We start from the raw sequence: 22,408 nt of genomic DNA, 5'->3' as shown, positions 1-22,408 counted from the left end.
AGACAAAAATTTTTTAGTTACTCATATACCTCCACTGGTATTATGAATTTGTTATAAAAACTTATTAAAAGCGAGGGATTTTCATGTTATTAAAGTATTTTTATGATGAAAAATTAGCACAGGCTTCTTACATGGTTGGTTGCCAGGCAACTGGTGAAGCACTCGTTGTAGACCCTTCTCGTGACATTCAAGCTTATTTAGATACAGCAAAGAAAGAAAACCTAACTATTACACGTGTTACTGAAACACACATTCACGCTGACTTCGTTTCAGGTGCTAAAGAATTAGCAACAGAAACAGGCGCAACAGCTATGCTATCCGGAGAAGGTGGAAATGACTGGACGTACCAATTCTTAGATGAGATCAATCACGAAATTGTACGTGATGGTGATCAGTTTATGGTCGGTAACGTAAAAATCGAAGTGATGCATACACCAGGTCACACACCTGAGTCTATCTCATTCGTTCTTTACGACCGTGACCAAGATACGCCAATGGGTGTCTTCACGGGTGACTTCGTATTCGTTGGTGATGTTGGCCGTCCTGACCTTCTTGAAAAAGCAGCAGGCCAAAAAGACACATCTCGTGTAGGCGCTAAGCAAATGTTCGAATCTCTAAAACGATTCAAACAATTACCTGATCACATGCAAGTATGGCCTGGACACGGTGCTGGTAGTGCTTGTGGTAAAGCTCTTGGCGCTATCCCTTCTAGTACAGTTGGGTACGAAAAAGCGACAAACTGGGCGGTTCGCCATGATGAAGAAGAAGCATTCATTAATGAATTAATCAGCGAACAGCCAGAGCCACCAAAATATTTCGCTGTGATGAAGAAGGTTAATAAAGTAGGTCCTGCTCTGATTCGTGAGTTAGGTGAACCTAAAAATACTGTTCTTACAGCAGACGAATTATCAAATGAACTTGAAAACGGCATGCAACTGATCGACACTCGCCCTGCAAGTGAATTCGCAAAAGAACACATTGCTGGAACAATCAACATTCCACACAATAAGTCCTTTGCGAACTGGGCAGGTTGGTTAGTGGATTACAACAAACCCGTCTATCTAATCGCAGATGAGCGTAATATCGAAGACTTAACGAAATCTCTTCGTTCAATCGGCGCTGACGATGTAGCAGGTTACATGGAAACAGCTGCAATTGCTGGCCTTAAAGCAGAAGGAATCAAAACAGAGTCTTATGAAATTGCAACACCAGATCAACTAAAAGATAAAATCGCAAACGGAGAAGTAAACCTTATTGATGTGCGTAACGAAGGCGAATGGAACGCTGGACACATTCCACAAGCGAAGCACATTATGCTTGGCTACCTTCAAGAGCGTATTGATGAAGTTCCTACAGATAAGCCAGTTGTTCTTCAGTGTCAATCTGGCGGCCGTTCTGCAATGGCTACAAGCATCCTTCAAGCTAACGGCATCAAGAATGTAACGAACATGGCCGGAGGCTTCGGCGCTTGGTCCAAAGAAGACCTTCCACAAACAAAATAAGTACCAAAAAGGCCGCGTGAATCGCGGCTTTTTTTTTGGCTATGTTCGAGAAAAGAACAGATGGGGCATTACGTTTGGAGGTGCTTGGGCTAGCCCGGGGACGACTCGCTTTCCTGCGGGGAGCTGGGAAGCCTCCTCAGACGGCAAGCCGTCTTCCGGGGTCTCCCCTAGGCTCCTTTCCCCGCGGGAGTCTCGCCGTCCCCGGGCAAGCCCTAACAAAATTAGAATAACGCCCTCGAAGCTTAAAAGAAGGAGGAGATCTCCCTCCGAAATAAGTTAAATATTTTTTAGAAATTTTTTCGAAAAATGAGCAAAATAATGATTCCCTTTTTCGAATGGATCGAGTACTATAAGGATAGAGATATGATGCGAAATCATAAATTATTAATAGACAATTTCGCAGGGAAGGCAAATGGTGAGCCACCAGTTGTAACTGGTCCTAGTGGGTTCGATTCCCACCCCGGATTTTTGTGAGCATTTGATAAAAATTCGAGGGTGGTTCGAGACCAGGAAACCAATGTGTGGATTCCCGAACGGTACAATTCTGCCCTCACGACCAGGAGGGTATTTTTTATGTTGAAAAAACGCGATCTGCACGAGTCCCCGCACCTTTTCGATTTGATGTCTGACCCTGAAGTGTTTCCTTACGTCCGCCACAAAGCCTATTCTTCCGATGAATACTACTTTCTAACTAAACAAACCCTCGAGGCTGAAGAGCGAGGGGAACTAATCTCAAGAACCATTGTAGATGAATGGAATCAACCGATTGGTACAATCAATCTATTTGATATGAGCAACAACAGCGGCTTTCTAGCTACATGGTTGGGCAAACCATTCCACGGCAAAGGCTACAATCGTCTCGCGAAAGAAGCCTTTTTTGAAGAATTATTCTTCGAACTTGATGTAAACACGATCTTTATGAAGATCCGAAAAAGCAACCCACGTTCTAAAAAGGCTGCTCTAAAACTTCCTTACTGCACGCAAGCAAACATCAATTACCCTGAAGTATACGACTGGATTAATCAAGAAGAAGAAGTTTTTGACCTATTCGCTATCACGAAAGATCAATTTGTTTTCCATTACTACCGCACGGACGAAGGCGAAGAACAAGCGCAAGAAGCATGAAAGTCAGCCTAAAGAGCTGCTCGTACCCAACAAGTCGAGTGGCTCTTTTTGTATATTTTTCCTTATTTACGCCTATCCTACTAGTAAAAAGGAGGCTTTTCCATGAAATCAAAAGCACAACAAGCAAAAGAACGTCGCAGCAAGTTAAGTAAAACGCAAGAGGTTATGTATCGTAAAGAGTTCAAACGTGCCAACACTGCACTCGATCATGCAAAAAAGAGTTGATTTTTTTGAAAATTAACCCTGTTGAGAAAAGTTATCCACACAGTTGTGCACACTGTTAACAAGTTTGGAAAAACCTTTCATATCCAATCCCCCATCTGTGTATAATAAAATGTGTATAACTTTTCAGAATTTTGTGGATAGTGTTAATAACTTCTGGAAAACACATGTATATAACCATTCACTTGTGGATATAACTGTGAATAACAGATTGTTCCATTCAAACGATTACAATCGTTTAAACATGCACCGATTCCTCCCCTTTTCGTGCACATATAAAATGGAACAATCATTCTGCACGGCTACCTAAAAAGTAGCCGTTTTTTTATTTCAAAAGCGCAAGTGCCCGCTTAGCAACGTATAGACTGGACTGAACCGCCGCGAGATAAAGGAAACACGATGAGCCACAGGCGAATTGATGTTGACTTATCGACCAGAGGTGAGGGAAGTCTACTAGTTGCTGGGCACTGGAGCTGGATGTAACCAAAAGCGAAAGTGCCGCTTAGCAACGTATAGACTGGACTGAACCGCCGCGAGATAAAGGAAACACGATGAGCCAATGGCGAATCGATGTTGACTTATCGACCAGAGGTGAGGGAAGTCTACTAGTTGCTGGGCACTGGAGCTGGATGTCATCAAAAGCGCAAGTGCCCGCTTAGCAACGTATTAGCACACTAAAGCGTGTCAGACACCCTGCGTTTCTGCGCAGCATTAAAGGGTGTCTGGCACGCTTTATCTTGCTAAAGACATCCAATATGCTATCGGGGTGGTTATTGCTCCCTTTTGGTTTTCTATTTTGTTATAATACCGTTAACTTGAAGTCTGAAGGAGGAGCCATCCGATTATGCTACGATCTGAACCAGAACTATTTGAAATACTCCAACATATTTATCGTGAAATGGATCAACGAAGCGTTCCTAATGCGATTTATTATGCCCTTGAACAGATGAACAACTTTTTCCAAAGTGACGGTGCTGTTGTTTACACCCAACAAAATGGCCGGTTATCCCCTGAATACGAAGCTATTTTAGATACCACTTTATATCCTCTGCCTTTGCTATCCCCTCAGTGGTTGGATGAAGTGAATGCCACAAAGAAATACATCCATAAGAGTCCCCTTTCTTCACCTATCCTTGCACCATTTGAAAGCCTTCCTGCGACCCATCATATTGTCGTACCCTTACATTATAAAGACCTGCAGCTGACAGGTGCTCTTGTCGTGTTCTCAAACCGAGCGTTTAAATATGAGCACTTTATCACCCCTCTTATCACTTTGATTGGCGTCATGTTAGCTCAGAAACAACCCGCTTCACAAGTACAAGAGGAAAGCGTCTTATACAGGACAGATCAAATCCGCCGTCAACAAGCGGAATTTATGCGACTGGCTAAGGATGAGCGGCTAAACACAGTAGACTTAGTCCCTGCAATGCAAATGCTATGTGAATCTACCGCACACACGCTTGGCGCCAGTCGGACGAGCATTTGGTTAAAAAAGAAAGAAGGGCCCTCTCCACATTTTGAAAACATCACGATGTATTCAAAAGACACAAGGTCTCACTCTAAAGAAGAGCCTCTTCGAAAACAACAGTATCCAACCTATTTTGAAGCCATCGAGGAGGAGCGAACGGTCACCATTGAGGATACAAGGCAGGATGACCGAGTAAACGAATTACAAGATATTTATTTCTATAAAAACAACATCAAAGCACTACTTGATGCCCCTATCCTCTGTAACGGGAAATCGATTGGCGTACTGTGTGTGGAGCACACGGAACCAAGACAATGGAATTTTGAAGAAGAAGCCTTCGTAAGCTCAATTGCAGACTTAACCGCCTTCGTGCTCGAGCACATCGAACGGAAAAAGGCAGAAGATGAAGTGAGAAAACTCGCTTACACAGAGCCTCTCACCCAACTGCCAAACCGCAATCAAATGGAAGCCTTGATCGAAGAAAAGATTGCTACCGTTCAGGAACAAACCGAACAGTTTGCAGCTATTTATATTGATTTAGATCAGTTCTGGAAAGTGAATGAAGCTCTTGGATATAAAGTGGGGGATCAGCTTATTCTTGCCATTACAAAACGCTTACGGCAATTGCTTGAATCAGGAGAACAGTTGGGCCGCCTTGATGGAGACAGTTTTCTCGTTCTAACGAGTGTCACAGAGGATCACCATTCACTTTACAGACGTATTCATACATTTAAACAAGCGTTTAATGAAGCTTTCAAAGTGAACGATCAAGGCCTCTTCTTAACATGCAGCATAGGGATCTCCTTCTACCCTGCTCATGGTGATTATTCAGGTGTATTGATTCAAAACGCTCACCGAGCAACCAATGAAGCGAAACAAATGGGACGGAATGTTCTACAAGTCTACCAGGACTCTATGGAACATCAATCTAAAGAACGCTTAATCTTTGAAATGAATCTGATGCAAGGTCTTGAGAAGGGACAATTCCAACTCTACTACCAGCCTCAGATTGACCTTTTCACGAAGAAAGTTGTCGGCCTTGAGGCCCTAATACGTTGGCATCACCACGAGCACGGACTTGTCTCACCAGGAGATTTCATTCCACTTGCAGAGATCACTGGGCACATCGTTCCTATTGGAAAATGGGTTATTGAGGAAGCCGCTCGTCAACTGAAAGAATGGACCGACATGGGCTATGAGAACCTTACTGTATCCGTTAACATCTCCCCTCGCCAATTTCAGCAAGGGGACCTTCCAGACGTTATACAAAGGGCTATTGATACAACAGGAATTTCACCCGAAGGCCTTATTATCGAAATTACAGAAAGTCTCGCTATGGAGAATCAAGACCTCATTATGAAACAAATGGAGTCGATCCGTGACATCGGCTGTTGCATCGCGATCGATGACTTCGGTTCTGGCTATTCCTCCCTTCGTTATCTGCAACACTTCCCGATTCAATCACTAAAGATTGATCGGAGATTTGTGGAGAACATAAGCTCCAATGAAAAGGATGCAGCTATAGCTCAAACCATGATTAACCTGGCCAAAAATCTTGAACTGTCCGTTGTGGCTGAGGGGATAGAAGAAATCGATCAATTAAAAGCACTCAGGAAAATGGACTGTCATCAGGTTCAGGGATTTTTAATTTCGAGACCATTACCGGTAAAAGAGATTACGAAGTGGATGAGGGATTATACTTTATAAAAGTACTAGGAGAAATAAAAAACTACCTGATTGATGTATCAGGTAGTTTTTTAACTATTTTACTCGTTGATTTTCTTTAAAACGCGTTGCCAAGTCTGATAAGTTCAAGCTCTCAGCAATATGTGTATACAGTTCATCAATGTGTTGAAAATTAGGCTGAATCACACTATAAGCATTAGGATTTTCAGTAAGATCATCCCGAGATGAAGCCAAGAAGCTCCCCACCTTACCCTGAAGTTCATTCAGCATAATGAGCGCCCTCATGTAATGGGTATCTGCCAAATCGGGGAACTTATCTTCTAATTCACTTACCGCTTCTCTTGCTTCCTCCAATCTTCGATGCTGTATACATATCTCAGTTTTTAACATTAAGTTATCCAGTAAATAAGATGAAGTGTTCGTGGAATCCGCTTGAGTACGCCCTACTTCTAAATAACGAAGAGCTTCATCCGCTTTATGAACAGGGTCTGCATGGTAGAGATCCCTCGCATAGAAATAATACCATTTCGGTTTCACCTTTCCCGATTCCATCATTTGTTTCATTAAGTTAATATTTCGACTAACCTTCTGTTTCTCTTCCACCTTTGTCGGTTCGTACCCATCATGAGCAACTTCAAAATCCATATGAATCCCTATCGTTTCTCCTCCACCAGGAAGGACAGGCTCTTCGTGAACTGTTCCTTCAAATCGAATCCCACTTCTGTTTGAGAAGAATCTTCTGTTATCAAATGTAACACGTCCATTATGTTCTTGAATAAGAGGACTAAGGGCTACAGATTCTTCTAGTCCCAGATAAGTAATGACTTTAGCAATACGACCGAGTTTTGCTACGTTTTCATGATTAGGAATATAGTTGTCTGCATCAATAAAGTAAACCCAATCTGTATGAGCATATTCAATTAGGCGGTTACGATGATAAGAGAAATCATTTTCCCACTCTAACGAAATGAGCTCTGTGTCAGGAAACTCTTCTTCAATAATGGTTGTTGTGCGATCAGTGGAATAGGAATCTAAAACGATAACAGAATCAAAGTAAGACGAAATTGACTGTAGCACGCGCCTAATCGTTTTCTCCTCATTATAGGTCATGATACAACAGGCTGTACTCGGGGTGATGACCTTCTCATAATCTTTAATAAATGTATCTTCATTAAAGGCTGTATCCTGAGGTAACTCTTTCTCTAATTTATCTATATCCAATATAAGCCTTAGATCTTCACCGAAATCAGTCTGACTATACTTTTCTAATAACGGGGTTAGGGGTTGATGAGATTCCATTCCTTCCCTCCTAAATGAAGTAGAACTAGTACGATTTTGTTCACCTAATTCATCTAAAGTAAGCACATGGGTTAAACTTCCCTCTTCTTTAGTATCAAAACGATAAGTCTTGTGGAAATATTCTTTACTTAAATTCCGGTGCGAGATGTAGATCATCATAGACTGGGAGTTGCTAATCTCAGCTAAAATAGTATGAACTGTATCCTCATCTACATGACTTAATGCTTCATCCATAATGAGCAATTGATGGCCCTGAACGAGAGCCCTAGCTAAGTTTAAGCGCTGCTTCTGACCAGAAGACAGATTGCCTCCCTCTTCGTATATGGTTGTTTCAATGCCTTGCGGGAGTTTTTGAATATGGGCGTTTAACTGCACAATCTCTAATGCCCGAATGACTTCATCAGGGTCAACCGTATCCCCCATGCTTACATTTTCATAGATTGTACCATCTAAAATAAGTGGCTCATTGCTCACATACGTAACGGCTCTTCTAAGAGAGGAGTTGGTATACGTACGTATATCTTCCCCATTAACAAAGATGACGCCCTCAGTTGGTGTTAATAAATTAGCCAGTAGTTTAGTAAATGTGGATTTACCTGAACCGCTCTTTCCATGAAGATAAATGCGCTCACCACGTTCAATTTCAAATGAATCACACTCTATAAGCGTTTCTTTTAAATTGTAGCCATATTTAAGTTCATGTGCCTCTACTGATAGGATATCCTCCACATCTTTATCCCCTTCAGGTTGCACAGGGTATCCCAGGTAATCTTTAAATCGGTTAATCGTTACAAGTGCTTCTTGGAGTTCCACTTGTGTATTAATCAAATTATTAACGGAAGCTATAATGAAATTTAATAAAGTTACGTATAGGACAAGATCCCCCAGACTAAGAGAACCATTTATAATTTGAAGAGTACCATACCAAACGATCACTAAGAAGAAGACATTCATTAACAACGTCTTTAAAGCCCCACTTTGATTCTCTGTGGTTCTTAGTTTGTAAAGAGCACGCTGTTCACTCTTGATCTTAGATACAATTCCTTCATGAACATAGCTTGTCTTATTAAAGGAAAGAATAGAGTTCATTTTCCCTAGGAACTGGACTAGAAAGCTATTCACTTCTGCCTTTGCTTCTAAATATTTCTTAGCCCTTCTTGCAATTACGTTGAAATATAAGGCGGTGATTAGTAGAAATGCAATACAAGCTCCCATCGTAAGACCAAAAATCTGCACATTAGTAAACAACAAGATAGAACTTGCTGCTACCGCAATCGTGACGTCTAATACATTTCCTATAACCGACTTGTTCAAAATCTCCCTGATTTGCAAGGAATCTTCATAACGGGATATTAACTCACCACTGTTTCGTTTATCATGAAAATCCAAACCTACATGCATCATATGTTTGAAGTAATCATCCGCAATGTGTAAATCCATATGGTTTGATAGCCTTACAATGATTTGTGATCTGGCAAAACCAAATAACGTAAAAAGAACATTCACAGCAACAAAACCTATTAACAATAGATGAAGTGTTCTGATATTACGGTTAGGTATAATATAATCAATGGTCAACTTAAAAAACATTGAATTTAAAACGGTTAACAATAAAAAGGCAATTGAAAAAACAATTACTGTGACCAAAGCTCTTCTGTTATTCTTTAAAAGTTCTAAGAAAAAGGATTTCATGCTGTACCCTGAACGCAACCTTTCTTCTTGAACCTCAGCCTCATTGGCAGCTATAGGGTGGACCTCGATAAAAACTCCGGTTATGATTTCATCAAACTCATTAAAATTGAGCTTGTTAGGCCTCTTCTCTGAAGGATCACTAATGACCACACCGTTTTCTTCCACTTCATAAACAACAACATAATGCCTTCTTTCTTTGTTCTGAACGTGAGCAATGAATGGAGTTGAAAGTTCTTCAAGTGAAGATTTTATGTCCTCCCCTACGTGCTTAACTGCTTTCCCATCATAACCAAAACGCTCTAAAAGTAGCTTTATATCTCGTAGTGTATATTCACCATCTGTAAAGTGTAAGTCCCGAATATAACTGTAATTATGGTGGGTGCCGTAGTAAGTGAGCACACTTGAAACTACTGCAATTCCACAATCATTCTCTGTTTGTTGCTTAATATGATACGAATTGTATTTCATAGTGAATAAATACCTCTCTACAAATAAAAGAGGAATTCCTGACAGAATTCCTCTTCATAATTAATAATTATCTACAATATTTGTACATCTGCTCTGCATATACTTGCTTGCTTCCACAACCCCTACTAGCGAGCTGGCCTGCCATCCCCCAAGAATACGCACCACAAAGAGCAAGATCTCCACTTCCTGAAGAAGTTCCACCAGCTTGGCGAGCGTTGTAACCACCAGAAGTTTCTTCTAACTCAGCTACATCAATTTCTACAAAATTGTTCTTTTTGTTTGCCATTATGAATCCTCCTTCTTGGTTGTTTTTGCTACAAATTTTATTCTTACATAAAACGACTAAATTTTCAAAAATATCCGCATATTTTAAGACTTTTTTACTAATTCATACAAGAATTCCCCTTTGTAAGTACAAAAAATGCTCGTTTTAATAAGAGCCAGCCTCCCTGGAAGGCTGGCTCTTCTATCATATTATTCTGTAAAAAACTTTTTCACATTATTAAGAAAGGAAGAACCGCTTCCCCCTTGGTTTTCACTATGACCGCCTTTACTCTCTTCTTGTTTAGCTACTTGATCTGATGGTTTAATCTTTGACTCAGCCTGAGCTTCTTTAACGGGCGGTTTCACCTCATTCTGTTCTGACGGCTTTACGGGTTGTTGAACAGCATCGCGTTGCAAAGACTGCTTCTGATTGGGACTAGGTGGCTCAGGTTTAGTCGGTTTCTGATAGGATGGGTAACTAGTTGGTTTATTCGGATAAGCATTTCTCACCTGGCGGCTGGTCGGACTTTTAGGAGACCTATTTGAAGAGGGGCGCGTTGTTTTGGGTTGTGAATAAGGATTTTTTAACTGTTGAGTTTCCTTTGCATTCTTAGCAGAGTGATAAAACCAACTATCTGCTGATACGACCGAATTAGAACGATTCGCTTCTTTAGGCTTTTCTTGCTGTTTATCTTCCACTACATCTTTCTGCCTTGTTTCTTCTTCCGCTTCAACTTCTACTATAGGAGATTCTACTTCCTTCGCCTCATCCTTAATACCTGAAACAACTTTTACGATCTTTTCTTCAAACTCATTTACATCATGAATGAGCTTTTTGAGAATCTCTACATTACTACGATCAATGTCTAGTGTATTCACCTTCGAATGTAAGTCCTCTACTTGCATTACAATATCATTCACCTTGGCCACAACTTCTTGATTTCCACCGACACTTTTGGCTTGTGTATCTTTTAGATCATTGATTTCATTCCTTAGGTCTTGTAAGGATTGAGGATTATGAGAATACAAGTCTTCCTTCGTAACAAATTCTAATGAGGTAATTTGGGATTCAAGATTTTTTATATAACCCTTAAACTCTATACTCATTTCGTTCTTTATTTCCTTTACCCATTCTTTCAAAGAAGATTTATGTTTTAATTCAGACTCGACACGCTGCTGTTGTAATTTATCAATCTCTTGTAGATATTGGTTTTGTAATTCTTGCAGATCGCTTTTAAAAATAAGTGAAGGCAAGTCGATTTTAGAAATAAACTCTTGTATGATCCCCCTTATCTCTTGAGTACGTTTTTCTTGTTTATCATCTGCTTCCATTATATTGTTCTTTAATTCTTGGATTTGATGATTCATTTCCTCAGGATCAACAAACTCCAACTCTTCTATTTTTTGATTTAAGTCTGTTGAAGATTTCTGTAGTTCTTCAGCTTTCTTACTATTCTTTTCTTCATATACAATTATATCTTTGAGACTACTAATCATATTTTCTGCATTGGTATTCATCCAATCCTCAATCGTATTCACCCGTAAATTCACCTGCAACAAACTATCCGATATTGCTTTTATTTCTTCTTTATTGACTTGGCTACTTTTCAGTGATTCTAATAGACCTTCTATTTTATTCTGAGAAGTGTGGACTGCATAGATCTTATTTTCTGTGTTCCTCAATTCTTTCTTCATATTAAGAAGATCATTCCAGATATCATTCGAATAAGCAGAAGCTTGCTCTGACTTTTTTAACTGTTGATGAAGCGATTCAAGTGTAGTTTCTAGTTCACTAATTTGTTGCAACGATAATTTTTGCTCTTTTGACGCGGACCTCAACATATCCAAAATAGATTTCTTCTTATTCGAAAGACTCCACAGTACATCTAACGAATCAGTTTCCCTCTCTAACTCAAAAAACAAAGTTTCCAGATCATTTTGTAATTGCTCCACTTTTATTAACGATTCTCTACTCTCTGTCTTCCCATCATTAGTCTCCATAGGTAACCACCCTTTCTTATACTCATTCTTGTTTCTATTTATATTCGCATTAGATATTTGTGTGATGAAGATCGTGGTGAAGGTGGTAACTCCTAGGTTTAGTAACTATTTTCCAATATTTCTATTAAAATAGACAATTTCCTTATACCGTATATACGTACTTCACATAGGATGTAGCGTAAAACAAATATTTATCAGAAAGGAAGATTTGTTCATGGAACATTTAGGAGACCTTAGTGGGTTCCGCCGTGAGTGTATTGATGCTCAAAAAGTTTTTGATTATGTCATCGTAAACCTCGAAGGCACAGATAATGCTGTTCGCTTCTTTCCAAGCAACGGTTTAACTGCGGCTGACATTTGTCCGATTCTTGATGCTGGTGGAAGATTAGCCAACATTCAAACTGATGTTGTTATTCCTGAAGAGGGGGGATGTAGCGTAGAAGTAGATGGAGACGAAGTAGTTGAAATAGATGGTGAAGAAGTAACATTACAATGGGTTACAGTTACTAAAGATGAGCCGCTAACATTCCGTATCAGCTTTGATGTAGTAGATGAAAATGGATGTGTTGTTGGTTCAGCATGTGGAACATCCTTAATCCGTGATATCGCTCAAGAAAACCTATTACTATGCGCACCAGAGGGGACTACTGTAGCCTGCACACTTTTACCTTCTACTTCAATACGCCCATACAACTTTAGATGCGTAGGAGATCCGATTGATCTTCGTTTTAGCGTTCGATACAACCTTTGCCAAGCCATCCAGTCGTATGATCAAGTAAAACTTGAAGTATTTGCTCGTCTATGTCAACCTCGCCCAATTATTAGCCCAGTGGATACTTGCCAGCCTATTGTACCCCAACAATGTCCTGCTATCTTTCCAGGTACAATGAACATGAATGGTTCCGACTCTTAATTCTTGGTAATTAGAATAAATAATTTGAAAGGAAGAATGATTAAATGGAACAGTTTGGAGATTTAAGCTTTTACCGTCGTGAATGTATTGATGCTACAAAAGTTTTTGATTACGTTATTGTAAGTCTTCCAGGTACAGATACAGTGACTTCTGCAGTTGGAGACCTAACATTAAACCCAACAACTGCAGACCTTTGTACCCTTTTAGATCCAACAACAGATAACAGAGTAAGAAATGTCCGTACAGAAATTCTACCGGATGCAAGTACATGTGGAGAAGTAGATCCACAATCCCGAGTAGATGAAACAGTTGAAATTGATGGAGAGACAGTCACTCTTCAATGGGTAACGATTGAGAAAGATACTGTAACATTCCGTTTTAGTTTTGATGTAGTTGATCCAAATGGATGCGTTCTTGTCAATGTCTGCGGAACTTCAGTGATTGACAACATTGAACCTGAAGATGTACTACTTTGCGCACCAGAGGGAACGAATGTGGATTGTATGCTACTTCCTTCCTCTACAGTACGTCCATATAATTTCACTTGTGGCGGAACTGCTGACACATTAACTTTCTCTGTTAACTACAACCTTTGCCAGGCTATCCAATCGAATGACGAAGTGAAGCTTGAGGTAATCGCACGCCTTTGCGAACCTCGACCACTGATTAACCCTATAGAAACATGCGAGCCAGTAACTCCGCAACAATGTCCAGTTATCTTCCCTGGTCCACGAAACAATGGCTAATTAAAACTATAACGTGCAGATTGAAAAGTCTGCACGCTTACATAACTTGCTTAATAAAAGACTTTTCTTTTTTCTGCAAGGCATGTATTCCAATAATTGGTGAAAGGATGAGAACATTGGTAAATAATCTATGTGATTATAATCGTGAATGTATTGATACATTAAAGGTCTTTGACTACGTGATAGTAAATAGGTCAGGCACCATCTCAAATATCCCGTTCACTCCATCAAATGGGGTAACAACAACTGAGATCTGCGACTTAATAACAGCAGGCAATCAATTTTCAAATGTACGAGTAGGCAATATTATAGCTTCGTGCAGTGAAATCGAGCCTAGAGAAGATCAAGAAGTTGAATTAGAAAATGGGGAAAGCATTACTTTACAGTGGGTAACTCTAACAAACGGGCCAATTACTTTAACCATTACATTTGATATTGTAAATGATCTCGGCCAAAAGATTGACACATTTTGTGGAACAATTAGCGGACCGGCAAACTCTCTACCTCCTGAGCAAATCTTACTTTGCGCTCCAGAAGGAACAGAAATTAGTTGCGAATGGCTCCCTTCTACCATTAAAGCTTTTAATGTTCAATGTATTCCTCAAGGGCAAAACCCACCACTTATTACATTAAGCTTAACAGGTACTCTTTGCTTAGCCATCCAATCCTACGACGAAGTAAAATTAGAAATCTTCGCCAAACAATGTCAGCCTCGTGAACTCATTAATCCAACAACTACTTGTGCACCTCAAGCACCACAACAATGCCCTCAAATCTTCCCTGGTCATCTATAAAGTGCAGAGCCTTTCTGCACTTCACTTACATATGTGGGATTATTCCATCTGCCTACTTCATAGTATGTAACGAGAAGGAGGTCTGTGAATGGATAAGAAACTGAAAAAGGTTGAGAAGAAAATCAAAGATATCGAAAAGGATTTAGAAAAAACGAAGGAATTACTTGAAGAAGCGCGTGCGGGGACAAATTCAGACCCAAGTCCACCTCAAGAAACGTTCATGGTGATCCCTTATTTCAGTCATACCGTACGGATTCCCCAAAAAGATGACGAGTCTCATATTCACATAATCGGCAGCTTTAGCATCCAAAATAAAGGGAGTCTCCCTTTACGGAGTCCTCATATTTGCTTGAAATTAAATACAACAGACTCTTCGTCTTTCACGGGAAGAATCAGCCCTGTAGAAATGGTCGACCAAGGCTACAGTCCAGTTCCCATGCAAACATGGAACTATCTGAATGAAGATGCGCAACGTTTAGTGGATGAGAAAGGTGAATACTGGCTTGCTCCTCTAAACGTAAACGAACTTTCCGGAGGGACGTCATTGAGTTTCGCTAACTTTCAAGTGAAAGTAGATCGAACCGAGCACAAAGGCCCTTTTAAAATTGAAGGATTCGTTTATGGGAAGGAAATCAAAGAAGGTTTACCGGCTTTGAATAAAATCAATCTCTCCTTATAAATAAAGGGTTTATCCACCATGGATAAACCCTTTTTAACCGTTCATTTATGACCTCTCTTGCAGGAATTGCTCAACCCTATTTTTAGCCCGCTCTGTCGGACACATTTGATAAAGGTTTTGAGCAAGCTTTACAGGATCTCCGAAAAAGAATCGTTCATAGTGCATTTGCCGGGTACCAAATCCACTCATAGCCATATCCCAAGCTAAGCGGAATAACGCCACTTTCTCTTTCCCATTTTTCTCATACCCTTTTAAATAGAAGGTGAGATTCTCCCCTACATCGGAGGAGAAGTCACGTTCAGAAGGGAGTGTAATCATTCCGCTTGCTCCTAACTGCTGGACAATCTCCATACATCGAGGGTAAAAAGCCTGAAATTCAGATACAGCTACGTAAAGGGGGATCGGATCAGGGATGTACACGCCCCCTTCATCCAACGTCCCTCCTCCTTCTCCCTTATACAGGAGGGCTTTCAACGATTCAACGCCACGCATAATTTCTGCAATTTTGCCCTGAACGTGATCATACTCTCCAATGTTGATCATATCCACCATGGACTGAGCAACACCGAGAACAAATTCAGCCTTAATCACTTGCCTTGAGACAATCTGATGGACCGTAAACGGAATAAATTTGCCTTCCTTATAAAGGCTTGTTACCGCTCTTACATTCTCATAAATAAAAACCCGCTCCCATGGAACGACCACATCTTCAAACAAAACGACCGTATCCATTTCATCAAACCGGGATGAAAGAGGCGTATCCGATTCTACAAACGAACGCCTGCAGACGAACGTTAATCCTTTTGTATCCGTCGGGATTGAAAATAAATACGATTGATCTTCTTCTGCGGTACCGGGGTTGGAGTATACAATGACCTCATCTGTAATTCCTCCTTGCGTCGCTAGTAATTTAGCTCCGCGAATCACTAAACCATCATCCCGTTTCTCAACAATCCGAGCATTCGTGACTTCATCATCAAGGAACGCTAGCTTAGACCGATTCGACTGAGGACTGATGAACGTATGCGTAAAAGATAGGTCATTCTCCCTCGCATATTCATAGAAGTCCCTCAATTTCTTCGGGAAGGTCTTTTTCTCCCCTTCTAATAGATCAAGAGAAGCTGCAAAAGAGGTAAGAACGGTATTCATATAGTCTGGACTTCTCCCCATAAATCCTCCATTATGAGTGGCCCACTCCTGTATCATTTCTCTACGCTTCTTTACATCTTCCACAGATCTCGGGATCAGATACGATACACCGATTCCCGTTCCTGACTTTTCGCATGTAAACGTCATATTTTCTTTTTGATGCTGCAAATCATATAGGGCTGCCTGACTTTTCATAACACCAGCAAAAGCTCTATGCTCTGAAAGTTTTCCGGTAATCCTCTCTCCGTCATACCATATGTTGCTCTGTAATGTATCAATTCGCTTGATATACTCGTCACCTGTTATGGCCGGCATGTGCTCACTTCCCATTTTTATAAGTTCATACCTATATTATTAGGGAAGCCTAAAAACGTGAGCCCGAACTAAAGATCCACTCACCCCACGAAAAAAAGAGCTTCTCACAATGAGAGCTCTTTCTTCACACTAGGAAACTTTTGAATCCTCTGTAGGAATATACGCTTTTGAACCTGGCACAAGCCAGCCAACTTTACCCGCTACAGCAAGGATCACCAGACTTCCACCTAATAAGATCAATGAGAACACAGGACCAAGTCCACTCATCGCCATTACAGGTCCAAGTGCAATAATCAAGATTTCGATCGGGATCATACCTACATAACCGAGCGCATAATCATCAAGCGTCGTACTTTCAGCCTTCGGGTCGACAATACGAAGTAAGGCAATCCCCATCGCTACCGTTCCGGTACTCCATCCCCAGCCAAAGATTCCATTCTCAAACCAGTGCTGATGGAATACGCGCGGAGCAATAAAACGGAATATGCAGTATGCCCAAATGACACCAAACACCATTAAGGCTAATAGCGGCCATAAGTAAGACGCCACAACGGCCAGGTTAATCGACGTCATTCCGAATACCACGATAAGATCTGTAGCTGTTCCGCTTAAGCGATCAATGATACGCTTATCCACGTATTCGTTCGTCCCTGTCCCATTTAACACCATTTGAATAATGAGACCAACGACAAAGGAAAGGCTCAATAACGGAATGCTCACTTGCGGAAATACGGCTTCAATTCCTGATTTCAGATAATAACTGCCTAACACCACGACACCTAAAATCGCAATGTGGAAGAATAAAGGGTCAACCGTATTACTAGAAACCGTATCTTCCCCTGATACAACACGCTTATCTTTCTTCACAAGTCCTGTCCGTAATTCTTGTGGCAGGTCGCTAAAATCTGAAATAAAGTTCGTTTGTTTCTTTTTTGTGTTCGTTTTAATTAGGAGAAGTCCGCCTAAAATGGAAGCCACAAGTCCAATTGTCGCAGAGGTATACCCAAGGTCTGTCGCTTCTTCCCATCCGAGACCGCTAAACGCCTCTCCAATCGCAGCAGCCGTACCATGACCTCCAAGAAATCCTGCGCCTAAGATGAGCCCAAATCCATCTGGAACGTCACTGACTCTCGCGATGACAAGATACGTAACTAAAGCTCCGCCTCCCCACATTAGGAGTGTCAGTAGCATAGAATAGACCCACATATTTCGGACACGACCGAATGTTTTCTTCCACTGAACTTTAGCAGCACCAATCGGAATGGCACCAAAAATAACGGCAATAAGAACGGTTGGATAAGAAGATACCATATCGCTAAAAGGTAATAGATCAAATCCATTCGGACCAAACGTTAATCCTAAAACTCCGGCTGTAATACTTGCTGGAATAAATAATTTTTGCATAAACACGACTTTGGCACGGAGAACCACACCAATTAGTAATAATACTGAAATGACACCTAAATCAATAGCTAAATCCCAAACTGTCATTTACCCACGCTCCTTGTATGATGTTGTAGTCTTTCTTTCTTCTTTCGTATAGGGTAACTCTGTAAATGTAGGGTAGAGTTGTCGCGGAAGTTAAAACTTCTAAAATATGGAAAGGTTGTTCAATAAAAACGACTTTTTCAGGCAGAAAAAAGCCGCTTCAGGTAGAGGGATCCTCTTGTGTTGGCAGCCTATGTGCGGGAATTCGACAAAATATCTCGACTTCCGACTTATTTAATTATAAGCATTTTTACGATTTTCGCAAGGAAAATTTTTTTGATAGGTTGTGAAGGTATTTCCTCCGATACAAAAAAGACCCAAAGCCAGGCTCTGGGTCTAGAATGACTATTCAATTGATTTCAAGTAAGCTGTAATCTGTTCAACTTCTTGCTGTGAAAGAAGAGAGACCTCTTGGTATTCATGTTTCTCTACTGCTTCTTCCAAAGTCTCAGCTGAACCATCATGCAGGTAGGGAGCTGTTGCCCATACCCCTCTTAATGTCGGTGTATCAAACTGATTCGTTTCACGGGGATTTGTAAAGTCCGCACGAGCATCCCCATCTGAAGGCTGATCTCCTTCATTGGTTGTGCCGATATCGTGCAAGAAATCCGTGTTGTCTGTTGTTAAATCCTTGTTTTCACCCACTGCCTGGTCGCTGTCTGTGAACTCACTTCCTGCGTGACAGCTCATACAATTCCCTTTTCCTTCAAACAATTCCTTCCCTTGCATCGCTTCTTCTGTTAACGAACCATCTTCTGCACGATAAGGGCTCTTTGGTGGTTCAAAGTCTGGGGATTCTTTTAAGTAAGCAAACAAGGCATCATACATGTGGGACACATCTTCCGGTAGCGGTTTACTCGCATCATATTCCGTCATACCACCCATTTCCCCTTGAACGGTTAACAAGTAATCTTTAAAATCATCACGACTCCCGTCCCACATAAACAACCCTGTCTTTGTTGCAACAGCGTTACTTGGAACATTACGGGGGCCCTTTTGCGTTTGGAGTGTTAGACCATTGATCAAACCGTCGCTATGGCAAGACGCGCAGCTCATCCAGTTGTTCCCCGTGATCTCAGCGGCATATTCATCACTATTGGCACTGTAGAACACTCTTTTCCCTTCTCGCACGAGAGGATCTAGCGGATCGTTGCCTATGAGGGCGATTGCTTCTTTCGATTGTGTAGCAGTCGCATAAGGACTTGAACCACCCGTATCTATAGTGGCGAGATCGTGGCTCATCGCGTTATGAACATAAACACTCTCTCCGTCAGGACTCATAACAATGCCACGGGGATTGTCTCCTTCAATCCTTCTCAGTACCTGAGTCGCATTCCCCCCGCGTTTTCGGTCAAAGACAACTAAGTCTTCACTTCCGGACATCACTACATACGCCTTGGCCCCATCTGGTGAAAACGTAACATCATAAGGGTTTGATACGATCATAGTTTCATCTTTCTTATCTGTTACGTTCATTTCTTCAAAGAGCTCTTTACGCTCATCGACCATCTCTTCCCCTTTCTCTAAATCAATAACTGAGATCGCTGGGAAGATTGTTTCTTCAAAATGAATTGGGGTATCCGTATTGGTTAACAGATGTGGAACCCAGGCCCGCTTGCCATCAGGACTAATAACAAAGTTCTCGAGCGTATTCGGAATACCCTGGCTTTTCTTTTGATCGGCCTGGTCAGGTGAATCGGCAAGCTGAATTTCGTCTATGACTTTCTGATTTTCTGTATCAATGACACTGATTTTCCCAGATAAGTAATGAGGCACATAAAGTTTATCACCATCCGGGGTGAGGGCTAGTGTCCTCGGGCGTTCTGGCACTTGAATCTCTTTTTCTACTTGCCCTTTCTCCACATCAATGACACTGATCGTGTTCGAACGATAATTGGCCACATACAATGTACGGCCATCCTGACTTGTAAGCACTCCATACGGCTCAACCCCTACATCAAATGTATCAATCACTTCCTGTTTCTCTACTGAAATGACATCCACTTGGTGGTCATCCATGCTAGATACATAGAGATAGTGTTCATCGGGACTGAGTGTTAATTGACGCGGTGCATCTCCGACGGGAATCTCAGTGACTACTTCCTTTGAATCAGCCTTCATCATGGTTACGGTTGATACATCAATATTGGCTGTATAAATATAGTCGCCACGATCGTCCAACACGATGTTGTCACTATGAGCCGGTTTATTACGAACGACGGAATTATCCACGGTTATGCCTTTGGTTTGGTTTTGGATAAAAAGGAACGCTCCCACTAGCAGGAGCGTAACTATAAGAAATCCTTTTTTCATATGGATCAACCTTCTTTAATTTCGTGTAATCTCTACGTCTAATAATACGGGAGCAATGCCATGTTCGCCATGACCTGCTTGAATCTGTAATACATTGTCTTGATCCGTATTGCCACTGTCATCATCTGTCTTGTAGAAGTCACCCGTATCCCAGAATTCACTCACTTGCATGCCTTGATCCGTCGCAGGACCATCAATTACTACATCAAAGAATTCCGTGTAGCGGGAAACAATCGTTTCACGATCTAATGAAGCCGGTTTTTGTTCGTCCTCGTTCATATTCGCCAAATTATTGATCGCTACACGATAAACAGCTGCTACTCCCCCGGCCGTTTCTGGTGTGTAGACCATCTCTTCGCCTTTCGTTGCATAAGCTTTCACTTCTTCATCCCAAAGCTTCTCATCCATGGCTTGATAGATGGTGCGGGCCGCTTCACGATATTGCTCGTCTTTTGTTGCAAGGTAAGCTGCCGTTAAACCACGAATCGCTCCAATCTGAGCATCTAGCGTTGTAGCATCTTCGGCGCCTTCCCCAATTTTATAACCGCTTGCGACAAGCCCAGAATCGAGCATTAATTTATCTTTAATAAAGTCTGCTTGTTTCGTAATCAGTTCAAGGGCCCGTTTCCCTTCTTCTGTCTCAAGACCTTTTGCAGATTCTGCATTTGCATATCCTACAGGTAATCCATCAATCGCACGCTCGAAGATTCGCAAGGATTCGATGGTGTAACCCGCTTCAAATGTATCCACATAATCCCCTTGCTCAGAACCGCTATGACTCGTTACAAATGCGCCCACTTCTTTATTAAAATGCATGGCATCTAAATTCTTAAACACGTGCATCATCACGTCTTTGTTCGCAGAATATGGATCATTCGACGCTACATCATTGGACGCATGATCATCCAGGTTCTCAGCAGGTGCGCTTGGATAAGGATTGCTATCAAATAGCGCACGGAAAGCCGGATTAACATTTTCATTCGCTGGACGCTGATCTGTCATGCCGTAAAACTCAGCAGATGGCCAAAGCATAAGCCACTGGTCACGCAGTTGGCTGCTAGCATCTGAGACTTCTAGACTCTCAGCATTTGCTGCTTGATCATTTCCGTCTTCTGTGACGGCGATTTTATGTGGTAAGTATACAAGCCCTTCTTCCGGATTGTAGGAATCTCCTAATTGCGCTTGAGTAAGACCCTGGTCATTTGCACTGTAAAATAGAGAATCGCGAACATAATTCACTTTGTTCCAAATTTCTTCCGTCAAGATCAGACCCTGCATGCCATCTGCTGAACTTACGCCAAGTGCGATATTCTCATCAGAATCTCCGTCAGCCGATTCGGCTTCTAGTTCTTCGTCTCCATCCACCGTGTGGAAACCACCCATGAAATCTCCAGCCCAAAGGGATTGCTTAAGGAACGTACCGCCATATGCAGCTGGTGTTAACACTTTATCCATCTTCCCGCGATCCCAGCGTAGCGATTGGAAGTCCACCTGGTACATCGGAACGTACGTGCCATCATCATTTGAAGCATACTCCCCTGTGTTCACTTCCTGAGCATAGTGAGGATCCCCACTTGAGTATTCAATCATAGTCGGGTACATGTTTTGGAATATTTCTTCCCGTGGATAGCCTACTTGATCAGCTAATGTATAGAAACGTTCACCAAGAACTTGAGAAGGCTCTTTCTCTTCCTGTTCTGCTATATTCTGAACAGCCGGCCCGTTCACAAGATGTAAACCTAGTCCTGACTTCTCCACAACTTCGTACATGGCTTCTTCAGAATACTCATATGCTTCAACGCCTGCTGTATAATCAAATTTTGTTGGCGCATCCACATTTTTAGGATCTAACACATCAAGATCAAGCCCAAGCCCTTCAACGAGAGGTTCTCCAGACAATTCGAACTCCGCATAGGCAAGCATATTGCCCGCTGTATCAAATGAGTTGTAGTCTTTTACAGAGACACTTGCTACAGAAGACCCTTTCGCTTGCTGATCTCCTTCTCCCTCTTGCTGTTGATCCGTTTCTTCTACTTGTTCATCCGTCTTAGAAGATGCCTCATCATTTGTACAACCTGCTAGTAGAATGGCTGAAGCAAACATCATTGAAGACATCACTTTCCATGGCTTTTTCACGTACACTCTCTCCCTATATGTATAATGATAATCGTTATCAATGAGAACTGTTATCAGTTTACCGAAAACCCTAGGGAATGTAAAGGTTTTCTATAAAAAACCTACCTATTTAATTAAGACTCCCCCACTCCTGGTTGTTCTTTAAAAA

15 protein-coding genes are annotated in these 22,408 nt (G+C 41.4%); 8 read left to right on the top strand and 7 right to left on the bottom strand.

The genetic code is table 11. From position 1 onward, the window contains the following. Window positions 1-83 precede the first annotated feature (83 nt). The 4 genes from LQ226_RS17510 (at window position 84) to LQ226_RS17495 (ending at window position 6,024) form a co-directional block, all read left to right on the top strand. Window positions 84-1,502, top strand: a complete 1,419-nt coding sequence (locus tag LQ226_RS17510; protein ID WP_231419341.1) for an MBL fold metallo-hydrolase — start codon at window positions 84-86, stop codon at window positions 1,500-1,502. Window positions 1,503-2,075: 573 nt separating this feature from the next. Beyond that, the gene (locus LQ226_RS17505) at window positions 2,076-2,627 is read left to right on the top strand and encodes a GNAT family N-acetyltransferase (RefSeq protein ID WP_231419340.1); all 552 of its coding nucleotides are present in this window, start codon (window positions 2,076-2,078) and stop codon (window positions 2,625-2,627) included. 102 nt (window positions 2,628-2,729) lie between these two features. Continuing rightward, entirely contained in the window at window positions 2,730-2,852 is a 123-nt protein-coding gene (locus tag LQ226_RS17500) for a YfhE family protein (RefSeq protein WP_231419339.1), read from the top strand. An 841-nt stretch (window positions 2,853-3,693) separates the two neighbouring features. Further along, on the top strand, window positions 3,694-6,024 hold the full coding sequence (locus LQ226_RS17495) for a sensor domain-containing phosphodiesterase (protein WP_231419338.1): 2,331 nt from the start codon (window positions 3,694-3,696) through the stop codon (window positions 6,022-6,024). Between the two features lie 54 nt (window positions 6,025-6,078). Here LQ226_RS17495 and LQ226_RS17490 read toward each other — a convergent pair whose 3' ends face one another. From LQ226_RS17490 to LQ226_RS17480, 3 genes are all read right to left on the bottom strand, one after another. Further along, window positions 6,079-9,462 (bottom strand): ABC transporter transmembrane domain-containing protein, encoded by a 3,384-nt coding sequence (locus LQ226_RS17490; protein ID WP_231419337.1) that lies wholly within the window; start codon window positions 9,460-9,462, stop codon window positions 6,079-6,081. 67 nt (window positions 9,463-9,529) lie between these two features. Next, the gene (locus tag LQ226_RS17485; protein ID WP_231419336.1) at window positions 9,530-9,748 is read right to left on the bottom strand and encodes a hypothetical protein; all 219 of its coding nucleotides are present in this window, start codon (window positions 9,746-9,748) and stop codon (window positions 9,530-9,532) included. 188 nt (window positions 9,749-9,936) lie between these two features. Next, window positions 9,937-11,727: a hypothetical protein gene (locus LQ226_RS17480; protein ID WP_231419335.1), complete on the bottom strand. Its 1,791-nt coding sequence runs from the start codon at window positions 11,725-11,727 to the stop codon at window positions 9,937-9,939. Window positions 11,728-11,941: 214 nt separating this feature from the next. Between LQ226_RS17480 and LQ226_RS17475 the strand changes: the two genes are divergently transcribed. From LQ226_RS17475 to LQ226_RS17460, 4 genes are all read left to right on the top strand, one after another. After that, complete coding sequence (locus LQ226_RS17475; protein WP_483313514.1) at window positions 11,942-12,640, top strand: BMQ_0737 family morphogenetic spore coat protein; 699 nt, start codon at window positions 11,942-11,944, stop codon at window positions 12,638-12,640. A 44-nt stretch (window positions 12,641-12,684) separates the two neighbouring features. Next, on the top strand, window positions 12,685-13,386 hold the full coding sequence (locus LQ226_RS17470) for a BMQ_0737 family morphogenetic spore coat protein (protein ID WP_231419333.1): 702 nt from the start codon (window positions 12,685-12,687) through the stop codon (window positions 13,384-13,386). A gap of 116 nt (window positions 13,387-13,502) precedes the next feature. Next, window positions 13,503-14,180, top strand: coding sequence for a BMQ_0737 family morphogenetic spore coat protein (locus tag LQ226_RS17465; protein ID WP_231419332.1), 678 nt, complete (start codon window positions 13,503-13,505; stop codon window positions 14,178-14,180). An 88-nt stretch (window positions 14,181-14,268) separates the two neighbouring features. Beyond that, window positions 14,269-14,859: a hypothetical protein gene (locus LQ226_RS17460; protein WP_231419331.1), complete on the top strand. Its 591-nt coding sequence runs from the start codon at window positions 14,269-14,271 to the stop codon at window positions 14,857-14,859. A gap of 45 nt (window positions 14,860-14,904) precedes the next feature. Here the strand turns inward: LQ226_RS17460 and hpaB are convergent, their stop codons facing one another. The 4 genes from hpaB to LQ226_RS17440 form a co-directional block, all read right to left on the bottom strand. Further along, a complete protein-coding gene (hpaB, locus tag LQ226_RS17455; protein WP_231419330.1) occupies window positions 14,905-16,323 on the bottom strand; it encodes a 4-hydroxyphenylacetate 3-monooxygenase, oxygenase component in 1,419 nt (472 codons plus the stop codon). A 129-nt stretch (window positions 16,324-16,452) separates the two neighbouring features. Further along, window positions 16,453-17,814, bottom strand: coding sequence for a sodium/glutamate symporter (locus tag LQ226_RS17450; RefSeq protein ID WP_231419329.1), 1,362 nt, complete (start codon window positions 17,812-17,814; stop codon window positions 16,453-16,455). Window positions 17,815-18,156: 342 nt separating this feature from the next. Continuing rightward, on the bottom strand, window positions 18,157-20,124 hold the full coding sequence (locus tag LQ226_RS17445; protein ID WP_231419328.1) for a beta-propeller fold lactonase family protein: 1,968 nt from the start codon (window positions 20,122-20,124) through the stop codon (window positions 18,157-18,159). A 15-nt stretch (window positions 20,125-20,139) separates the two neighbouring features. After that, complete coding sequence (locus LQ226_RS17440; RefSeq protein WP_231419378.1) at window positions 20,140-22,239, bottom strand: hypothetical protein; 2,100 nt, start codon at window positions 22,237-22,239, stop codon at window positions 20,140-20,142. Window positions 22,240-22,408 lie beyond the last annotated feature (169 nt).

Source organism: Pontibacillus sp. HN14 (genome assembly GCF_021129245.1).
In the GTDB taxonomy this organism is placed as follows: Bacteria; Bacillota; Bacilli; order Bacillales; family BH030062; genus Pontibacillus.
Note: the sequence above shows the minus strand (reverse complement) of the source record. Positions and strands in the feature narration are given on the sequence as shown.

Coding starts and splice junctions, on each gene's coding strand:
- LQ226_RS17460 (WP_231419331.1), top strand. CDS start 14,269: ATGGATAAGAAACTGAAAAAGGTTGAGAAGAAAATCAAAGATATCGAA.
- LQ226_RS17440 (WP_231419378.1), bottom strand. CDS start 22,239: ATGTCTTCAATGATGTTTGCTTCAGCCATTCTACTAGCAGGTTGTACA.
- LQ226_RS17510 (WP_231419341.1), top strand. CDS start 84: ATGTTATTAAAGTATTTTTATGATGAAAAATTAGCACAGGCTTCTTAC.
- LQ226_RS17445 (WP_231419328.1), bottom strand. CDS start 20,124: ATGAAAAAAGGATTTCTTATAGTTACGCTCCTGCTAGTGGGAGCGTTC.
- LQ226_RS17500 (WP_231419339.1), top strand. CDS start 2,730: ATGAAATCAAAAGCACAACAAGCAAAAGAACGTCGCAGCAAGTTAAGT.
- LQ226_RS17480 (WP_231419335.1), bottom strand. CDS start 11,727: ATGGAGACTAATGATGGGAAGACAGAGAGTAGAGAATCGTTAATAAAA.
- LQ226_RS17490 (WP_231419337.1), bottom strand. CDS start 9,462: ATGAAATACAATTCGTATCATATTAAGCAACAAACAGAGAATGATTGT.
- LQ226_RS17470 (WP_231419333.1), top strand. CDS start 12,685: ATGGAACAGTTTGGAGATTTAAGCTTTTACCGTCGTGAATGTATTGAT.
- LQ226_RS17485 (WP_231419336.1), bottom strand. CDS start 9,748: ATGGCAAACAAAAAGAACAATTTTGTAGAAATTGATGTAGCTGAGTTA.
- LQ226_RS17495 (WP_231419338.1), top strand. CDS start 3,694: ATGCTACGATCTGAACCAGAACTATTTGAAATACTCCAACATATTTAT.
- hpaB (WP_231419330.1), bottom strand. CDS start 16,323: ATGCCGGCCATAACAGGTGACGAGTATATCAAGCGAATTGATACATTA.
- LQ226_RS17505 (WP_231419340.1), top strand. CDS start 2,076: ATGTTGAAAAAACGCGATCTGCACGAGTCCCCGCACCTTTTCGATTTG.
- LQ226_RS17450 (WP_231419329.1), bottom strand. CDS start 17,814: ATGACAGTTTGGGATTTAGCTATTGATTTAGGTGTCATTTCAGTATTA.
- LQ226_RS17475 (WP_483313514.1), top strand. CDS start 11,942: ATGGAACATTTAGGAGACCTTAGTGGGTTCCGCCGTGAGTGTATTGAT.